Here is a 20,017-nt window from a genome sequence, read left to right as displayed (position 1 = left end):
GTTTGCCGCAATGGAGGTTGTCCTGGTTTATTAAGCATTGTGTTTCTATCAAAGTTTCTGCTTAGTTGACAGTGAAGTGCTCCGAAGTCTCCCTCGGAGAAATCTGAGGGATTTTTTTTATGAGAGTTAATGATGGTCGGGAGCCCCCCGTCTGGGTGTAGTCAGACCGATGTGGTGTCTAAGGCTTCGTCACCCGGCTGAAACTATTGAACCAACACTCACTTCTCCACAATCGCTTAACTAGAAGAATGTGTTTGTTATCGTGGTTTTCTGTTACTCTGACAATGTTGTGAGCTGCAACCAAAACTCTTCGATTTTCAGTATCGCACCTAAAAACTCGCTCATTTCGAGTGGTTTTTTCACATAGCTATTGCAGTGATTTCCATAGGCTTCATCCAAATCTTTTTGATTGGATGATGTGGTGAGCATAATTACTGGGATTTTTTTGAGAATGGAGTCGGCCTTGATCTGCCGTAAAACCTCATGGCCGTTGAATATGGGTAAATTAATGTCCAAAAGAACAAGGTCAGGCTTTTTCGCATTGACATAAGATCCTTTTTTAAACAGAAAATCAAGTGCTTCTTGACCATTTTTTGCAATGCTTATTTCTGTCTTTACTTTACATGCCTCAAAAGCTTCTTGGGTGAGCAAAATATCTCCTTCATTGTCTTCTACCAATAGTATGTGAGCGAGATTGTTTTTTTTATTTTCCATGCTATTTAGTTTTTGGAATTGTGAAATAAAACACTGTGCCTTCTCCGGGAACAGATTCTAACCAAATCTTGCCCCCTAAGAATTCAACCTGCCTTTTGGCAATAGAAAGACCTATTCCCGTTCCAGTATACTTATCCTTATTATGGAGTCTTTGGAAAATAATGAATATTTTCTCGTGGAACTGAGGATCAATTCCTATCCCATTATCTGTGATCGAAAATGCCCATTCTGTTTCGTTTTCCATGGCAATAATCTCAATTATGGGCGGAGTATCGTCTATCGAATACTTAAGTGCATTGTCCAATAGACAATGTATTATTTGAACACTAGCTACCTTATAAGTAGTTAATGTGGGCAGATTATTAGACTTTATTACAGCTGATTTTTCTACAATAAGTTTTCTTCTCAGTTGCTCAAATTCAGACAGCACATCGTTGAAATTTACCACTTCTATTCCATCGGTATGCTTAGTTGCTCTAGAATAGTCTAACAGATCAAGTATAATCTTTTTCATTCTTTTGGCACCGTCTGTAGCAAAATAGATATACTGTAGTCCCTTTTCATCGAGTTTATGCCCGTATTTTAGCTTCAATAGATCCATGAAGCTAGAAACCATCCTCAAAGGCTCTTGAAGATCGTGAGAGGCAACATAAGCGAATTGTTCGAGTTCTTCGTTTGAGCGCTCGAGTTCGAGTGTATATTGTTTGAGTAATAGTTCATTTTTTACTTTCTCCGAAATGTCTGAAGAAATGCCAATCATTCCAGATAATATATTTTGCTCATTATAGGTTGGAGAATTGGAAATCATGGCTGGAAAACTTGTCCCATCTTTTTTTCGCACGTTAAACTCTCCTAGCCATATTTGCCCGTTTTTGAGCACTTCCATTATATCTTGAGCTTCTTCTTTATTGGCATCAGGAGTTGTGAGGTCCATAATGTGCCTTCCTAGTGCTTCTTCCCGTTTCCAACCATAAATATTTTCAGCAGCTTTGTTCCAGTAATTAACAATTCCATCTAGGTTTGTCGCAATAGCAGCCTGACCAATCGTGCTTAATAAATTAGCTTTGAACCTGTTTTCTTCTTCGGCTTTTCTCCGCTCTGTAATATCCAGTATAATGGCTAGAAAGCGTTTAGTGTTGCCATCAGATACTAATTGTAAATGGACTTCCACAGGATAAAGGCTTCCGTCTTTTCGTTTATGGTTTGTGAAAAACACAATTTTCTCCTTTTCATTACTTTTTAAAGGAGCAATAAGTTGATTGAAAGAAGTTTCTGTGTAATCAGGCTTTAGATCAAGGGGAGTTAAAGTCTTTATTTCTTGTTTTGAATAGCCCAAATTAAGCAACGCGCCTTGATTAACATAGTTAAACTGATGGGTGTCGACATCGAATATATATATTTCATTTAGGCTGTTTTCGATAGTTTCCTGTAAACTGCTTTTTTCTTGCTCTGCTTTTTTTCTTTCTGAAATATCTTCACAAATGGCTACAGTCCTGATGGGTTTTCCAGTTTCGTCCCTGATGAATGCTAGGTGAATTCGTACCCAAACAATGCTCCCGTCTTTTCTAACATACCGTTTTTCATTGCTATACTCTTCTTCTCCGTGGGCTGCTTTGCTGAATAATTCCCAATCTTTCTCACGGTCATCAGGGTGAGTGAGTTTTGGGAAATCTATTTTAAGCAGCTCTTTTACGGTATACCCAGTAATGGTTTCATAATAAGAGTTGGCCAAAATTATTCGGCCATTTGTCGGATTAACCTGTGCAATACCTAGAGAAGCAATTTCAAATATAGTTCTGAACTTGGCCTCGCTTTCCCGCACTGCTATTTCAGCTATTTTTCTTTCATGAATATCTTGATAGCTACCATAAACTCTAATACGTTTTCCATTTACCATTTCACTTTTACCAATGCATCGATTCCAGCGCTCATTTCCTTTTGCTGTGCACAGCAGTATCTCTTCATCAAACTCAATACCCTCAGTAATCAAAAGTTCCAGTGCTTTCTTTATTCGCTCTTTACTTTCTCCAATATGAAACTCAATGCCTCCAGTTAAGGTAGTGTCGTAACTATCGTCTACTTCCACTATTTCCCGCAGAATTGGAGACCAGTATACGTATTCTCCATCTTGGTTGATCAAGTCCATCTCCCAACTCCCGATTCTCGCTATGTCGGTAATCTCTTTTAGCAGCTCTTCATTTTTGACTTCCTGCGTAATATCGAGGTCGATCGAATTGAAAAGAACAGTTCCGTCTGATAAAAAAGTAGGTGTTCCAATCCCTAAATGTGTACGAAGTTCACCCGATGGCATCATGTATTTATAGCGACACGTCCAATTTGTTTTGAACTCTATAGCATGAGAGAGACTTTTTTTAACTTTTTCAAGATCACCTCCAGCTTTTATATTGTCCCAAGCTAATTGGATATTGTCAATCACTGCTTCACTAGCAAAGCCCCAAACTGGTCCTGAGCCTTCAGACACGTTCTTTAAACTGTCAGTTCCATCTGGCTTAATAATGTATTGATATATTACGCCAGGTAAGTTGCTAGCTAACGATTGTAGCCTTATTTGTGATTGTTTGGTATCGTCTATATCCTGAATACTTCCAAAAATTCGAGTGCATTTGCCATCAATAAATTCCGCACTTCCCGTACCCCGTACCCAAGTTTCTTTTTGATTCGCAGTTACCAACACTGCTTCAATGTAATAGGGTTTTCCAGTAGCGATACATTTTTCAATAGTTGACCTAACCATATCATGAAAATCAGATCTATAAAAATTGATAGATCCTTCAAAACTTGGTACAAAGGAGTTGGGGTCCGTTTCGTGTAATCGATGAACTTCTTCTGACCAAAAAACAGATTGTTTCCCTAAATCAACTTCCCAACTTCCGATTTTAGCCAACTCGCCAACTTGGCGATTCAATTCTCTTAGTTTTTTTTCTTCGGTAATGTCTTTTGCTACCGCATAAACAATCTCGTGGTCAGGTGATGGAGTAGCCGTCCAGCTTAGCCATATTATTTTTCCTTCTTTGGTGACATAGCGGTTTTCAAAGTTGTTTAGTCTTTCACCACTGTGCAGCTTCCTTTGATGTTCTTGCGTTAAAAATCGATCTTGCTCATATAAAAATGAACTGATGGGCTTTGAGCGCATTTCTTCTAAAGAGTAACCCAGCAATGCTAAGCCAGCTGGATTAATCCTTTTTATGTGGCCATCAAAACCTGCCATGCAAATCAAGTCAGGTGTAAAGTCAAAAATTTGAGCCAGTTCGATTTCTATTTTCTTACGGCTGAGTTCACTACCGATCGCTAACTCTAATTTTTTCAATAAGTCGACATATTGAGTAAGTGCCGACTTAGTTCTAATTGTGCCTAATAAAAGTACCCCAATTACCTCATCTTTATGTTTTAGAGGTACTCCCATCATGACCTCAAAACCTGCCTTTTTAGCGGCTAACTTTCTTTGCGCAAGCCATTTCCCTTCAACATTTTCCCAGACCTCTGTCTTTTTGTTTTTCCAAACGTAGCCAGGCAATCCTTGACCAAGAGCACAGGAGGTGATTTGCTTCGTTAACTTGAAAAAGACATCTCCCGCTTTACCTTTCTCGTAATGAGCTACCCGATTAATACTTTTATCATCAATAGAAGGCAACCAAACTTCTGCTATATCAAAATCACCAACCTGAGTAATATGCTCGCAAAGATTTGAAAGGCATAGTGTTAAATCATTATCAATGCTTTGATGGAAAATATCACTGATTGTATTAATGAGATTTTTTTCTATCTCTCTGTTTTTTTGCTCCGTCACATCCCTTTCTATAGCAACCCAGTGGGTGTACCAACCTTTTTCATTGGCCACAGGCGTCACGGTGAAGTTGGTCCAGAATTCTTCGCCGTTTTTTTTATAATTAAGAATGGTTGTTTCATGGGGCTCCCAATTTCTGAGTGCACTCCCTAGTTTTGCAAGGTCTTCTTTATTAGAATTAGGACCTTGCAGTATTCGCGGTGATTTACCAATGACTTCCTCAGCCTCGTAACCTGTCATCTTGGTAAAAGCTTCATTTACGTAAATGATCTTTGGCCCAGGTTCGTCATATGGTTCTGCTTCCGTGATTAAAACTGCATCTTTTGTATTAGTGATTACGCTCTCAAGTAGTTTCAGTCTTTCTTGCTCCTGTACTTGTTCTGTGATATCTCTGAAATTATCTACAATCCCCATGACCGAAGGATCATGAAGCAAATTGGTAATAACTGGTTCTATCCATCGCCAAGAACCGTTCTTGTGCTTTACTCTCGAAGTGTATCCCTTCATTGGAACTCCAGGGTTATTTATACTGAGTAACAAAGCATTTTCCGAACCGGCTATATCTTCAGGGTGAACTAATTCTCTAAAGTCTATATCCATTACGTCAGCCGGAGAATAGCCAAGAACTTTTTTAACCGAGCCAGATACATAGGTAGTGTTACCTTCCGGGGAGATTATGATGACGCAATCCAGACCATTTTCAACTAAGGACTCAAACCTTTTTTGACTTAGTAGAATTTTTTCTTCTTGTTCAATTTTATCTGTAATATCTCTAGAGTTAATAACAATACCATTTACAGCAGGATTATCTAACATATTAGTGAGCACCGTCTCAACCCATCGCCATTCATCATTTTGATTTTTAGCACGATAGTTCTCCATGACCACTTTACCTTCGGTCCTTACTTTTTTTAGATTGGACCGTGTCTTTTCCATGTCCTCAGGATGAATAAATTCAAACGCATCTCTACCGATGAATGCCTCCGGAGGTATGCCTATAATAGCAGTACTTGAAGGGCTCATATAAATATAACGTCCTTGTAAATCTATGATGGCGTAAAGATCATAACCTTCCTGAACTAAAGCCTTAAAACGTTGTTCACTTCGTAATAATTCCTCCTCCTGCTCAATTTTCTCCCAACCATCTCTGGCAACAGAGTAATGCAACCTGGTACGGTTATCCCACCTTACCGACCACAAATTATAGGAAATTCCGCCATCCTTTTTCCTATAGCGATTCGTGAAAGATCGGGTGTCTTTTCCACTAAGAATAGTCTTCGCAACTTCCTTAGTTTTGGCTACATCTTCTTCCAATACAAAACCTAGGTAAGATTTGCCCACTAACTCTTCAGGCGAATAACCCCAAAGACTGATAGAAGCAGCACTCACATATACGAAATCTCCTTTTTCATTGATCGTACAAAAAACATCCAATGATGAATCTATCAATTGCTTAGCCTCAGATCTTTGATTTATGATGTGAGAAATATCTTTGGATTGGCAGCTTGCGGCAAAAACTTCACCATCGTCTCCCAGCAATGGTTCAAAAGTGATTTGACTGTATTGTGTGTTATTCGAATCTTGATCAGTGAAGTGCTCTTCAATTTCAAAATGATCCCCTTTAAATGCCCTGCTATAATGAGCTTTCCATTTTTTGATTTCAACTTCATTGTCACTTTCATCAAATATTGATTCGTTTAGCTTCCTTTGCTCTCCAGTCACTTTTTTCGTAGAATCTAGATATGCTTTATTGGCGTAAATCAACTGGAAATCAAGGTTAATCATCCAAATAGGATGTTTGCTTTGGTCTAAAAAGGTATTTATCAATTGGGTCTGCTTCATGATCAGAATTGATTTTTTATCATGGGGTTATAAAAAAATATGAAATGTTAATTTTTGGAAGCTCCGAAATCTGGTAGAGGAGTAAATTTCTGCCAGAGAATATATAGTTACTTATGAATTTCTTATTCATTTGAATCAGCTTCTTTAAAAGATATATGAAGTACTGAAAGCCAGGGAGGGAATATCTACATTAATTTGCTCGTGACCTTATTTTGCAAAGAATATTTTAAATAAGGCTGACTTAATAACCATGAAAATTCTATTGCTGAATTATAGAGAGGTTATTGTAAGGGCGTTTGAGGATTAATTTATACGCTTAACTAACCCCATCTGGGTGTAGCCAGATCGTTCATCTAAGGGTAGAATGCCTGCCCTACCCCCTGGCCTAAGGCTAAAACAATCAGCCGCGGCAGATTGTTTTTCAACGCCTTGCCCTACCCTAATACCCCCTCATCCCATACAGCGGTCGAGACCCAATTGGCTCAAACGAGTTATTTACCAATAATCAACCTCAATCAGACCCTTAAATCCTGAGTACCTACCCGCCGTGGCGGGATTCCTAGCGCTAGAATTCAGGTAATCTTCTAGTCTGGTAGTCAAAGACCTACTGTCAACAATGCAGGCTTATTACAGCATTTTAAATGACTCTCTGACATCGCTTCTCTCTGTTTTTATATTAAAGGCATAAATTATCCCTGCCAAATATCTATTTTACCTAAGAAATAGAGTCTCAGATTCTGCGTCTTATACAGGAAAGGCATAAATTTGATTTACTACAGAAATAAGTCCAGAACCCACCGCCCCGGTTTGTGACTTCCCTTCGAGGCTGTCATCCTGAGCACTTGAGAGACGAGAGTCTCGAAATCGAAGGATAGTTCATCACAGACAAAATAAACAGTAACATGAGCGATTCTCCATCCAATTTTAGTCGACGAATTATTGTTTGTCGAGTTTAAATGTAAGATTACAGAGATTCATCCTGGCCGAACTTCGACTAAGGAGTTCGCGCTATTCAAATCTGCCAAATTGCCTGTAGAAGATCTTACCGCGACGCTATTGGTCTCTTGGAGAATAAAAATTACCCAATGTTATTTTACCTTACATCAATAAGAAATAGATAGTGAAAACTATCAATAACAACAGCTATACTATATATACCTCTTTTATAAATCCATTAGACTGAGACCTCAAAGACATTGTTTCTTCCGCGTTTGATTCTTTCAAAAGTGAGTGTGGAATAGTCTAAAATTAAAATCATTTAAGAAAAAAACACTTAATCAATGAAAAAAGCCTTACTAATGGTTTCCCTAATGATCTTTTCAACTTTTGGCTTCTCCCAGTTGATGGACAAAAATGCTACCCGGGAAACGGTCAATCTTTTTAAGTCAATGAGAAAAATCCAAAAGAGAGGGACAATTTTTGCCCATCAACATGCCACTGAATATGGAAGAGGATGGAGTGGTGACGAAGATAGATCCGATGTGAAATCCGTGGTAGGAACACATCCAGGAATGATAGGAGTAGATTTCAGTGGTTTTACCGGGAGAAATTCCGAAGCGTATAAAGCAAAATTAAAGAAGACTGTAGAAGATGCTTACAACCGCGGAGGCATAGTTACTATTGCTTGGCACTTTTACAATCCTATGGGAAAAGGTGGTTTTTATTGGGAAGGATCAGACTCTACCGAAGTGGTCTCAAGGTTAATCCCTGGAGGTGATGGACATGATAAATACAAGGGGATTTTAAATGATGTAGCGACATGGTTAAGCTCATGCAAAGGAGCCGACGGTGAATTAGTTCCTATGATTTTCAGGCCTTACCATGAGTTTGACGGAGATTGGTTTTGGTGGGGAGCTTCTCACTGCACAGTGAATGAATATAAAACCCTTTGGAAATTTACTGCCAGCTATTTAAGAGATGAGAAGAATGTCCACAATCTTATTTGGGCATTTTCGCCTGATAATAGGTTTAATACCGAAGCCGAATATCTGGAAAGATACCCGGGTGATGAATGGGTGGACTTGGTCGGGATGGACAATTATGCCGACATGGGAAGAAACAGATATGACTTGGACGCGGCTACCAAGAAATTGAGAATAGTCTCTGATTATGCCCGAAAGCACAAAAAATTGGCTGCTTTTACAGAAACTGGTCTGGAGTCTATCCCAAATGAGACATGGTGGACAGAAACGCTCCTGAAAGTAATGAAAGCAAAGAAGCTCAGGCTTTCTTATGTGTTGGTTTGGCGCAATGATAGAAATAGTCCAACACACTATTATGCACCGGTTCCAGGCCATCCAAGTGCGCCAGATTTCACTAAATTTTATGAAGATAAATTCACTTGGTTTGAAAGCGATTTGGCAAGTAAGAATATTTACAAAAAGAAATAAAGGTTGAACAGGAATCTTCTAAAAGATGAATTAAAACTTATCAAGTTTCACTATTCTTGAGGAGGAGTTGCTGCATGCTACAAATTGTCCTTAAGCAGTTTCTAAGCCCCATTTAGGCGTAGTCAGATAGTTTATGGGATGAGTTTGTGACTACGCTTTAATATCATGTAGAATAAGCAAATTGACTTTGAAATTGAAGCTTATATTTTGGATCTTAAATCAATTACAAATAGATAAGGATATAAGAGTGCAATTGAAAATCTCACCTATTCCAAACTGGTTTTTCACTACACCGAGCGGAGGAAAGTGACCACCGAATTTGACTTCTACAGTATCGAAGTCAGCAAGTGCGAGCGACTTGAGTATTAGAATGCAGAGATTAGAATTTAAAATGAAGAATGTGAGAATTGAAAATGAACCAATCAAAGGAAATTGAAAGATCCATATCTTGATAACTATTTGAAGCCTCTAACAAATTGGATGTGAATGGATTCCCTCTAAGATCCTCCACGCATTTTTGTGCGAATTGTGATAAAAAAACTTTTCAAAAAAAGATCTAAATAAGACAATTTACGTTATCTTAAAGGACAAATTACCTCCTTGAGTTATGGCAAAGAAAAATCAGAAAGTCAATGAGCCTGCAGTTGCTTATCTCCGGACTACCAATCTATCCGTAGGCGATGTGCTCGATATTGCTTCCAGCGGCTTGGAAGAGCCACTAAGTCGGGTAGAGACTTTTAGAAATGGTCTCGAGAAAAAGTCTTTTGAAAACCTCAAAGAACTATCGGGGCTTGATTATAATACCCTAGCCACGGCTTTGGGTGTTTCCTCCAAAACCCTTCAGCGAAAAGACGTATTTGATACCACACAGTCCGAAAAGATCTATGAGTTGGCCGAATTATATACTCTGGGCATCAATTATTTTGGTAGGGAAGGATTCAGAAGATGGATGGAGCGACCACTTTTCACGCTTGGCAATCGTGCACCCCTTGGTCTGATTGATGTATCAGAAGGCTTAGACCTTCTCAAAGCAGAAATCATGCGGCTACAGCACGGTATTGCCGTCTGAGCGATATGAAAGTCTATCGGATAGCCTTGTCCCAATACTGTGACACAAGTGGCGAAGGAGCTAAAATCTATGGAGGCAGATGGAATCTCCCCGGATCTCCCGCTATCTATGCAGGTTCGAGTATCTCTTCTTCACTACTAGAAAGATTGACGATTGATCCCGAATTGCTATCGTCGGAGCGGTACATTCGATATGCCGTGATGGAAATCAAAATTCCCGATGAGCTGGTATTTTCACCAGTACTACTGAATTTACCGATAGACTGGAATCATATTCCGCCGATCCGCGCTTCGCAAACATACGGCACTGACTTTTTAAAATCCGGAATAGCCTGTTTTGCTGTGCCTTCAGTGGTAGATCCCAGTTCTTTGAATTATGTGATCAATCCACTTTCCGATAAAATTCATTTGATGGAATTCAAAACCTATCCGCTAGAGTTGGATCAGCGGATTGTCAAGTGATTTTTTTAAACAGATTGGTATTAATCCATACAAAAAATAATTCAGGCCTTAATTTAACTTTATATAAAATCAAGACTACCAAGCGCGACTGCCTGAATAAGTAGAAGGAGAGTCTAGAATTACTCATTGGTAACTAACTGATTTTAAGCAACAATAAACAGCTATATTAACAATAGAAAATAAAAAACCATGAAAAAAAATATTTACAAAAGGCTTAAAATTCATTATTTGCCCATGTTTGCTCTTAGTGTAATTTTCTGTCTTATTTTTTACCTCCTTTGGAAGCCTACTTTACCTATTGTTCCTTTTATCACTTATACTTCAGGATATTTAAGCATTTGTTTATTGGCCGTCTCACTACTTTTAGGACCTATCAATTTGATGTTAAAAATCAAAAACCCAATCTCAACTAATGTAAGAAGGGATATTGGTGTTTTTGGAGGAATATTAGGTCTGATTCATTCTGTGGTGGGTTTATTTATGCATTTCACTGGCAGGCCATGGCTTTATTTTGTAGAAGAAGTTGAAAAAGGTTTTGCAATTCGTAGCGGGAATTTCGGGTTGGCAAATTACACGGGGTTATTTGGTGCCTTAATCCTGATCTTACTAGTTGTGATATCAAACGATTATTTTTTAAGAAAATTAAAAGCAGCAAAATGGAAAAACCTGCAGCGCTTCACTTACTTAATGTTTGTTTTAGTAATTGCACATTGTATATTTTATAGATTAAACGCAGACAAAATAGATTTAATATTTTATTTATACCTGCCTATGTTTTTGACCATATTGGTATTTCAACTTATTGGAATATGGTTAAAAACAAGAAAGAATATTTGAACTATACTACAAGTATTTAATAGCTTTTGGAAAAATCAATTCAATTTTAAGAAGCCGCTTCTGGATATTGATACCTGTCTCTGTGTAGATAGATTGATATTGTGTCTGTGTGTATTTTTCCTGCCCTACTCCCGACAATAGTCGCGGACTGGCCCAAGGCTAACATAATCCACAGAATTGTTTTTTAACGCCTAGTCCTACCCTAATATCCTAATCATTTTATTCCGCTATCGGGATGCCATTGGTCTAGCAAAACTTTTTACATTTTGACCGCCTGAACAACTCTCCGCCCAACCTTAACTTTTAGACTTTTTCAATGAAATATAAACCGCACAGGGTATTGGATGATAAGTGTTTATAGGGATATTGTATAATGCTTAAAAAAATGATTAAACCGTGCCTATAGTACTGAAAAGGGTAGTTAGATACGGAAAAGCTGTAACAATAAATTCGTTATTACACATTTTAAAACGCCACCATAACAGAAATTGACAAAATGAATAAATTGAAATTCACAAAGGACGAGGGTTCTGAATTTTATAAGGAACTGAACGAAAAAATCGAACAGTACTTTACCGACAAAGGAATTCATAAGACAGGGAACAAGACAATGATTTTTAAAATCATCCTTTATTTCAGCCTTGACATTTTGTTTTATGTACTTATGATTACCAGTACAACGACAATTGGATTTTACGCATTTTACTTACTAATGGGACTTTCTGTTTTGTTGACAGCATTCAATATTTCCCATGATGCAGCACACGGAGTTGCTGTTAAAAGTAAATTTTGGAACAAACTGTTATTCTCACTTAGCTTTAATCTACAAGGAAACAACGCTTACGTCTGGGGAAAGAATCACAACGAATCACACCATTTATACACCAATATTGAGGGCAGCGACATTGATGTATTGAACAATCCACTTTTCCGAATGACAGAAAGCCAACCCCTAAAATGGTTTCATAAGTATCAATTTATATACGCCCCCTTTCTTTATCTACTGTACTCTATTAATTGGTTTTTCTTCAGAGAAACTTTGATGCTAATCAATTATTCAAGCCGAACTATCAAAATAGAAATCCCAAGAAACGAAGTAGTAAAACTTATCCTATATAAATTTCTTTACATCGGTTATATGATTATTCTGCCTGTTTATCTTTTGCCGTTTGGTTGGGCAACAGTTTTATTGGCATTCTTACTAAACCACTTTCTTGTTTCGCTAATATTTGTTGGGGTTTTAGGCGTTTCGCACTTGTCTGACTTTGTAGACCATCCTGTTCCAGACAAGGACAACAAGCTTCATATGAGTTGGCCAAAATTGCAAATGTGTACATCTGTAGACTATAACGCCGACAGCAAATTTTTCAACTGGACTTTGGGCGGTTTCAATGCCCACGCTTTACATCATCTACTGCCAAATATTTGTCACGTTCATTACTTGGAAATCCTACCCATGTTTGAAGAACTTTCTAAAAAGCATGGTTTGACTTATATGGAAATGCCCTACAGAAAATCGCTTGCATCACATTTCAGATTTCTAAAAGGAATGGGAAAGCACCAACAATTTAAAGCTATTCCTTTTAAGAGATAAACACATTCATATTGCTAAAGACAGCAAATTCCTATTCCCATAGTGTTCCAAAGCATTAAATAATGGTGAAATAATATCATGCTTATATTAAAAATTACATTCCTGATCCTGTTAGCGGATTTCTTGACAGGACTTATTCATTTTTATGTTGACCAATACGCTGTGATGGATAGTAAATATTTAACTGTTTCCATTAATGGCCTTTTAATTCATCACAATTTCCCAAGAAAAATGGTTAGCCAGTCTTATTGGGACCTTACTAATGGAGTTTATAAAATCGGAGGTGCAATTTTTTTCATCAGTTTATTTTCCGGATTTTATTGGGAACTTTTGTTCTTTATTTTAGTAAGTGCTCAAGCTAATTTGATACACAAATGGGCACATCAAGATCAATCTGAAACTTCGATTATTGTTTACTATCTCCAGAAGTTTTATATAATTCAAAATAAAAAGCAACACCTAAAACATCATAATGGGCATTATGATGGAAACTATTGTGTCATGACTAATATTTGCAATCCATTGCTACAAAAACTTCATTTTTGGGAATCTGTAGTAAAAATCCTGAAATATTTTGGAATTCAGCCTGTGGATAGAACACCAAAATTTCACCAATGAATACCCTAAGCCGTTTGAAATTTTCTTTAGAAGGAGAAGTCTCTATTTTTTTTTATGAAAACCATTAAACTATAAACCCCTTGAGAGATAAACACATTCATATTGCTAAAGACAGCGAATTGCTCAAGACTATTTACAGACAAGTAGAGGAGCAACTCAATGTGACTAGATCCATCTTTATCCTAAAAATATGGGCGAAGTTTATATTCTATTTCACATTTACTGCCGTTTGTTACGCTGCCTTGTTTTTCATAAATAGTCAACTAGTATTTGTTTTATGTTTCGTTTTATATGGTTTTGTTTCCTTACTTTTTGCTTTTAATTTTTCTCACGACTTTTCGCATAACACGATATTTAAAAGCAAAAAACTAAACCATCTATGTTTTATTTTCATCTACACTATTGTAGGTGCACACGCAGAAGCTTGGAAACAAAGACACATAAACTCACATCATTACGCCCCAAATGTCGAAGACTACGATTCTGATTTGAAAATCTCAAAACTTATTCGAGTAATCCCAAACAGCGAACATTTTTGGTTTCATCGCTATCAACATTTTTATGCCCCATTGGCCTACACCACCTATTCTCTGTTTTGGGTGTTTATCAAAGACTTTGTAATTCTGTTTTCAAAAGACGAATACACAGAAAAAAAAGGCGTTAAATATCATCTTTCATTCTGGGCACAAAAAGCATTCTATCTAACATTTATACTCGCCTTGCCATTACTTTTTTCACCTCAAACTTGGTATATAGTTTTGATAGGGTTTTTATTAATGCACCTTTCGCAATCCTTGTTTTTGCTCTTCACATTCTTTATGACACATCACGTAGAGCAGACTGAATATCCAACGACAGACAAAAATGGTTTTATATCAACATCGTGGCTTATGAACCAAATTAAAAGTTCAAACGACATGCACCCATTCAGCGAAACAGCTAATTTTATTCTTGGTGGTTTCAACAATCATATTGCCCACCATTTATTTCCACATTACCACCACATTCATTATCCAAGACTTAACAAAATATTATACGACATTCTATTACACCACGACATCAAACCAAATCAGACAACTTATTGGGGTGGAATTACTTCTCACCTGCGACTACTAAAACGAATGAGCTATGGGGACAGAAATCAGGAGTCGTCCTTGCGCTGATACCTGATACTGGAAAAGTAATTTACCAACCCCAAATAGGAAAAGGTTGAGTAATAGGTGGCAACCACTAGGTATTTGCAGATGGTTTGCTGTGTCTGGGTGTAGGTTGTAACTAAGCCTACATACCCTAATCATCCCGTACAGCTGTCGGGAATTTCAACATAAAACTCGATTGAATCCCATGTCGGAAAGTGTCTTTGCTAGATAAATAACTAGGGAAGGGAAAGAAGTGCAAATCTTATCGATGATGTCCTTAATCGAAAAAACACCACTTGATCAACCGTTTGATCAATCAGGAAGGCATAAGATAAATCTCCCTAGGATGTCCACTAAGATCTTCCTAAACTCGAAAAACTTAACGCGATTATAAACCATTTTTTAAAAAGGGTGATTACCAACTTTTCAATCTTCTTAAGGGAGCAGGATTCAAGATTCTGCTACCTTTTGCATTACTAACCTTTACGATGAAATATAAACTAGGGAGGGCTTTGGATAACAAGGCTTTGTAGGGATATTGTATAGCTCAATATAATACGGTAAACAGTACCTATAGTACTGAAAAGGGAAAGTAGCTGTGGAAAAGCTGTAACAATAAACTAGTTAGGTATATCCAAAAAAACACTTTTAGTATGAAAAATTCAAAACTTAAAAAAATTCAATTTTTAACGTTTTTAATAGTATCTATTTTCATTACTAGTTGTAACGAAAAGATAGGCAACAAGGCTCTGGAATCTAATCAAACGGATATATCAACCCTTGAAAAAGAAATAGAATTACGTCTTCGGGAATATGAAAGGCATTTACTGAATGGAGACTCAATTGCCCTGGGAAATATGTACACTGAAGATGCCGAAATAATTCCTTCCCGTGTAGGCAGGGAAGATATTATTTCGGCATTTGGAAATTTGATTCGAGATAGTATTTCTGGCTCATTTAATACCACAAAAATCTGGGGAAATGACCAACTAATCGTAGAAGATGGAACAGGTACCTGGAATTACCCAAATGGAGAAGTATATAGCAGCGGAAGATATTTGTTGATATGGAAAAAAGATGATGGAGAATGGAAAATATTAAGAGACACTTGGTTTGCTGACTAAAAGGAGTAACTCAAATCAATAGAATATAAAGCCCCGTCTAGATACAGAAAGATCACTGTTGGATTTAAACTTGTACTAGATAGTCATCGGGAGCATTAATACTCGAATATCCTTTTTTTGGTGATTGGTTTAACAAAACTTTTACTTCGATTGTCAGACTTTTTTTACAAAAAAAACGTTAATATTTATCAAACAATTAAAGCCCAAAATTATGAAATACTTAAAAAAATTTAAATTTAGTTTTATAATAGCTATCCTATTTATTTTGACAACTTCATCGATGTGTAGTAATGACGATGATAGTCCAAATCAATCAATGAATACACCTGCCGATGTTATTAATATTGTAAATAAAGGAACTTGGAAAATAACTTATTATTACGACACAGACCACGAAGAGACAAGTAGTTTTAATGGTTACAATTTTACTTTTGGCGCAAATAATGCTTTAACTGCAACAAATGGTACAAATAATTATACAGGAACTTGGTCTGTAACTGATAGTAATAGTAATGATGATAGTCAAAGTGACTTAGATTTTAATATTGCATTTAGTTCACCAGCACAATTTGAAGAACTAACAGATGACTGGGAAATTATTGAAAAAACAACAACCGTGATTAAACTTAAAGACGTAAGTGGGGGAAATGGCGGAACAGATTATTTGACATTTACTAAAAATTAATCTGTCCTAAAACCAATTCTGGGTGTAGTCATATCGCTAGTATAGCTAGGTCTAATCCACTGCATTTCCCTATTCCAAACCGAAGGAGAATTATTAAAGAACTTTTCGAACTTTAAGTCTTTATCTAGGCTAAGAGTAGATACTTCCGATGACTATCCTAGACTACAGCTAGTCAAGGCACCTTAATTCCTGCTTACTTTTTATTGATTTTCAAGAATTAAATTCAGTGATTTTTTACACTATTATTTCTTAAAGTCCCTTACCCAAACCACATAAAGCCCGTCAATCACCACTTCCTTTCGAATTCATCAGAGTCAAACCAGATTTGGTAGCCTTTCATTAAAATAAACATCCAAAAAAGAATTGCAATTGGAAGTTATCTGAAGATATTCGCCCGCGCTAAATCGTGCAGAACTCAGCTATTGAGCCTAACGTACCTGATAGATCTTATCGATTAGAGTCAATGATTTATTCTTAGTTAATCTCGCCTAGCAAACAGCACCCGTTTTACGATGGGCCTTTAAAAAATTTATGAAATTGAATTTAATTGAAAGATTTAAAAATAAACACATCAGTTTAACTGTAGCGATCTTAACTATTTTATTCATTGGATATATTGACTTTTTAACTGGAGATGAATTTGCCTTTTCTTTTTTTTACCTTTTGCCAATTGCTGCTTTGTCCATATCTCCAAAGACAAGCCTCTCTGCGATTATCTTTAGCTCCACATTAGCATCTATTGAATGGTTTGTCTCGGACTACTTGTCGAGAGAATACACCCTACTTTTCTTTCCCATCTGGAACGCAGGAGTCCGACTTGTATTCTTCATTTCAATAGGTTTACTATTATACTACCTCAAAGCAAATGAGCAGAAACTTAAATCTTTAAATAGCCATTTGAAATCTCTAAATAAGGAAAAAAACAAATTTATAGGGATAGCTGCGCATGATATCAAAGGACCTCTTGGCATCATCAATGCCTTTACTGAAATTCTAATTGAGGACTATAAGGAGGAGCTGAATCCTGAAATCACCGAGATCCTGGATATTATTAAAACAACGAGCAGCAACAGCATTACAGTAGTCAGGAACCTGCTGGATGTTTCCAAAATAGAAGCTGGAAAACTCGTATTAACATACAAAACACAGGACTATATTTCATTTATAGCTAATCAGGTTTATATAAATCAAATACTTGCTAAAAATAAAGACATTAAGATTACGCTTGAATCAGAAAAAGATCAACTGATTGTTGATTTTGATCAGCATTACTTAAGTGAAGTAATCGGGAATTTATTATCAAATGCAATCAAATACTCCAATCGAAATACTGAAATATTAGTCAAAATCTCGTTGAAAAATAGCAACGAAGTTTTGACGGAGGTCATTGACAATGGAATCGGGATTTCGGAGGCAGAGCAAAACAATCTTTTTAACTATTTTCAAAAAACAAGTTCTCGACCTACCGAAGGAGAAGAAAGCACAGGTTTAGGCCTAGCCATTTCTAAGCAGATCATCACCTTGCATCATGGGCAGATCGGTGTCAAAAGTTCTAAAAACCAAGGCTCCAACTTTTTCTACCAACTGCTCATCAAAAAGTATTGATTGGAGTTAAATAAAAAGGAGGTTAACAATGATTACTCTCCTTTACCACCGCCAGATGTAATTCCAGCATTGGACAGGTTATTTAGCTAAAGCTCACAAACTAACCCTCCCCCTTTATATAGCACAAATCTATTTTTTGAACTTTTTCAAGACTTCCTTACACCAGCATACCTTTTATTCTATAAATCAATGCTTTATATTAAGAAAGTTTTTTTATCAACTTCCCAAACTTCTTTACACACTACCCTTATGTCCAAATTTTCAATTTTTGTAATCCTAGCTTTTTTCTTAGTCACCTCCTGCCAAAAGTCCATCGACAACACCTCAGAAAACGTCACTGATGCAACTGATGCCCCCATCTCAGAAGAAGTGTTAAAACTTGGGGAACAGACCTATACTAAAGTCTGCGCTGCCTGCCATACAGAAGCTAACGCAAATCTGGCACCAGCAAAAGGACTGTTAGCAGGAATGTCTCCGCATGCGATCTTATCCGCTCTGAACATGGGAAAAATGCAAGTTCAGGCAGAGCCATTAAGCTCGAAAGAGCGGGAGGCTGTAGCCCAATACTTGACCAATAAGAAATTAGTAAAAGTTGTAATTCCAGAATCTGCCTATACCACTTTCTCTATTTCGGAGGCAGATACCCAGTCAGAATTCAACTATTCAGGTTGGGGTGGAGATATGGAAGGTTCGGGCTTTCGATCTACTGCACAGGCAGGAATTACACCTGAAAACGTTTCATCACTAGAGTTACAATGGAGTTTTGCCTTTCCAAATGCAACCGTAGTACGAAGTAAGCCAGCCATCGTCGGAGACTGGCTGATCGTAGGAAGTCAGTTTGGAGAAGTCTATGCAATGAATCGACATACAGGTAAAATCGGATGGACGTTTCAGGCCAATGCTGCAATCCGGGGAGCAATTACCTATACCGCCGAGGATGAAAATCTCACCGCATACTTTGCCGACTATGCGACCAATACGTATTCCCTAGACATCAAAACCGGCGAGTTAAACTGGAAAAAAAGAGCCGGCCAGCACCCACTTTCCGGCGTCACTGGCTCTGTAGTGGTGCACGATGGGATCGTTTATGTGCCTATTACTTCCTTCGAAATAGTCTCCACTCAAGACCCGAACTATGAATGCTGTAACTCCTCAGGTGGAGTGACCGCACTGAATGCTAAAACCGGAGTTGAAATATGGAAGCATAAAGTAATCGCTGAGGAAGCCAAGATTTCCGGAAAAAAGGAAAATGGAGGCTCAATTTATGGACCTTCAGGAGCTCCTGTTTGGGCAAGTCCTACTGTGGATGCAAAAAGAGGTTTGCTATTTATTGGAACCGGTGAAAACTATACCGCTCCAGCCACCAATACCAGTGATGCGATTCAGGCACTGGATCTGAAAACAGGAGAATTAAAATGGAATTGGCAGGCCTCCAAAAATGACACTTGGAATATGGGCTGTCCTGATAATCCTAACTGTCCCACGCCAACTGGCCCTGATGTAGATTTCGGAATGGCACCTATTCTTGTCTATGACAAAGTAAATGAAAGAGATATGCTAGTGGTAGGACAGAAATCAGGAGTTGTGCATGCCCTACTCCCTGAAAGTGGAGAAGTTATTTGGCAAACCCGGATCGGAAAAGGCGGAGCATTGGGTGGCATCCATTGGGGCATGGCAACTGACGGCGAGTTAGTCTATGCTGCAAATTCAGACAATGTCTTTGCCTTAGATCCTAGTGATGAAACTATTTCTCCTACACCAGGAATCTATGCGCTCAATCTTCAAACCGGGAAGAAAGTTTGGAGTGTATCTCCTCCGCCTTGCGACGATTCTACCCGAGAAAACTGTCAGCAATCCAACTCTGCTGCGCCTACTGTCATTCCTGGGATCGTCTTCGAAGGAGACCTTAATGGATTTGTTCGTGCTTATTCCACCAAGGATGGATCTGTCTTATGGGAGTTTGATACCGTCAAAGAATATGAAACTATAAATGGACAAAAAGGCAACGGTGGATCTATTGATGGCCCATCACCTGTGGTGGCAGATGGCATGCTCTACGTCAATTCCGGTTATAGCATGTTTGGGGAAATGCCTGGAAATGTTTTGCTTGCATTCAAAGTCAAAAATGAATGAT

Annotated in this window: 13 protein-coding genes; 11 read left to right on the top strand and 2 right to left on the bottom strand. The window is 37.7% G+C overall.

What is annotated here, in order from left to right; all coding sequences use genetic code 11:
• Positions 1 to 273: 273 nt before the first annotated feature.
• Positions 274 to 714, bottom strand: a complete 441-nt coding sequence (locus ESV85_RS11770) for a response regulator (RefSeq protein ID WP_146917816.1) — start codon at positions 712 to 714, stop codon at positions 274 to 276.
• A gap of 1 nt (position 715) precedes the next feature.
• Positions 716 to 6,304 carry a PAS domain S-box protein gene (locus ESV85_RS11765; protein ID WP_223275985.1) on the bottom strand — a complete coding sequence of 1,863 codons (5,589 nt, stop codon included), beginning with the start codon at positions 6,302 to 6,304 and terminating at the stop codon, positions 716 to 718.
• A 1,337-nt stretch (positions 6,305 to 7,641) separates the two neighbouring features.
• On the opposite strand from ESV85_RS11765, the gene ESV85_RS11760 reads away from it, so the two are divergent.
• The 11 genes from ESV85_RS11760 to ESV85_RS11710 all read left to right on the top strand — a co-directional run bounded on the left by ESV85_RS11760 (position 7,642) and on the right by ESV85_RS11710 (position 20,016).
• Entirely contained in the window at positions 7,642 to 8,751 is a 1,110-nt protein-coding gene (locus ESV85_RS11760; protein WP_146917812.1) for a glycoside hydrolase family 26 protein, read from the top strand.
• 607 nt (positions 8,752 to 9,358) lie between these two features.
• Entirely contained in the window at positions 9,359 to 9,820 is a 462-nt protein-coding gene (locus ESV85_RS11755) for an antitoxin Xre-like helix-turn-helix domain-containing protein (RefSeq protein WP_146917810.1), read from the top strand.
• 5 nt (positions 9,821 to 9,825) lie between these two features.
• The gene (locus tag ESV85_RS11750) at positions 9,826 to 10,281 is read left to right on the top strand and encodes an RES family NAD+ phosphorylase (RefSeq protein WP_146917808.1); all 456 of its coding nucleotides are present in this window, start codon (positions 9,826 to 9,828) and stop codon (positions 10,279 to 10,281) included.
• Between the two features lie 189 nt (positions 10,282 to 10,470).
• A complete protein-coding gene (locus ESV85_RS11745) occupies positions 10,471 to 11,118 on the top strand; it encodes a ferric reductase-like transmembrane domain-containing protein (protein ID WP_146917807.1) in 648 nt (215 codons plus the stop codon).
• Positions 11,119 to 11,614: 496 nt separating this feature from the next.
• A complete protein-coding gene (locus ESV85_RS11740) occupies positions 11,615 to 12,712 on the top strand; it encodes a fatty acid desaturase family protein (RefSeq protein WP_146917805.1) in 1,098 nt (365 codons plus the stop codon).
• 78 nt (positions 12,713 to 12,790) lie between these two features.
• Positions 12,791 to 13,330 (top strand): fatty acid desaturase CarF family protein, encoded by a 540-nt coding sequence (locus tag ESV85_RS11735; RefSeq protein ID WP_146917803.1) that lies wholly within the window; start codon positions 12,791 to 12,793, stop codon positions 13,328 to 13,330.
• A gap of 80 nt (positions 13,331 to 13,410) precedes the next feature.
• Complete coding sequence (locus tag ESV85_RS11730) at positions 13,411 to 14,493, top strand: fatty acid desaturase family protein (protein ID WP_191321992.1); 1,083 nt, start codon at positions 13,411 to 13,413, stop codon at positions 14,491 to 14,493.
• Between the two features lie 629 nt (positions 14,494 to 15,122).
• Positions 15,123 to 15,593, top strand: coding sequence for a YybH family protein (locus ESV85_RS11725; RefSeq protein ID WP_146917799.1), 471 nt, complete (start codon positions 15,123 to 15,125; stop codon positions 15,591 to 15,593).
• Between the two features lie 211 nt (positions 15,594 to 15,804).
• The gene (locus ESV85_RS11720) at positions 15,805 to 16,278 is read left to right on the top strand and encodes a hypothetical protein (RefSeq protein ID WP_223275984.1); all 474 of its coding nucleotides are present in this window, start codon (positions 15,805 to 15,807) and stop codon (positions 16,276 to 16,278) included.
• 531 nt (positions 16,279 to 16,809) lie between these two features.
• The gene (locus ESV85_RS11715) at positions 16,810 to 17,883 is read left to right on the top strand and encodes a sensor histidine kinase (protein WP_146917797.1); all 1,074 of its coding nucleotides are present in this window, start codon (positions 16,810 to 16,812) and stop codon (positions 17,881 to 17,883) included.
• A 249-nt stretch (positions 17,884 to 18,132) separates the two neighbouring features.
• Positions 18,133 to 20,016: a PQQ-binding-like beta-propeller repeat protein gene (locus ESV85_RS11710; protein ID WP_191321991.1), complete on the top strand. Its 1,884-nt coding sequence runs from the start codon at positions 18,133 to 18,135 to the stop codon at positions 20,014 to 20,016.
• The last annotated feature ends 1 nt before the right edge of the window (position 20,017 follow it).

The organism is Algoriphagus aquimarinus, assembly GCF_007997215.1.
GTDB lineage: Bacteria > Bacteroidota > Bacteroidia > Cytophagales > Cyclobacteriaceae > Algoriphagus > Algoriphagus aquimarinus_A.
This window is presented reverse-complemented; position numbering and strand designations above follow the sequence as displayed.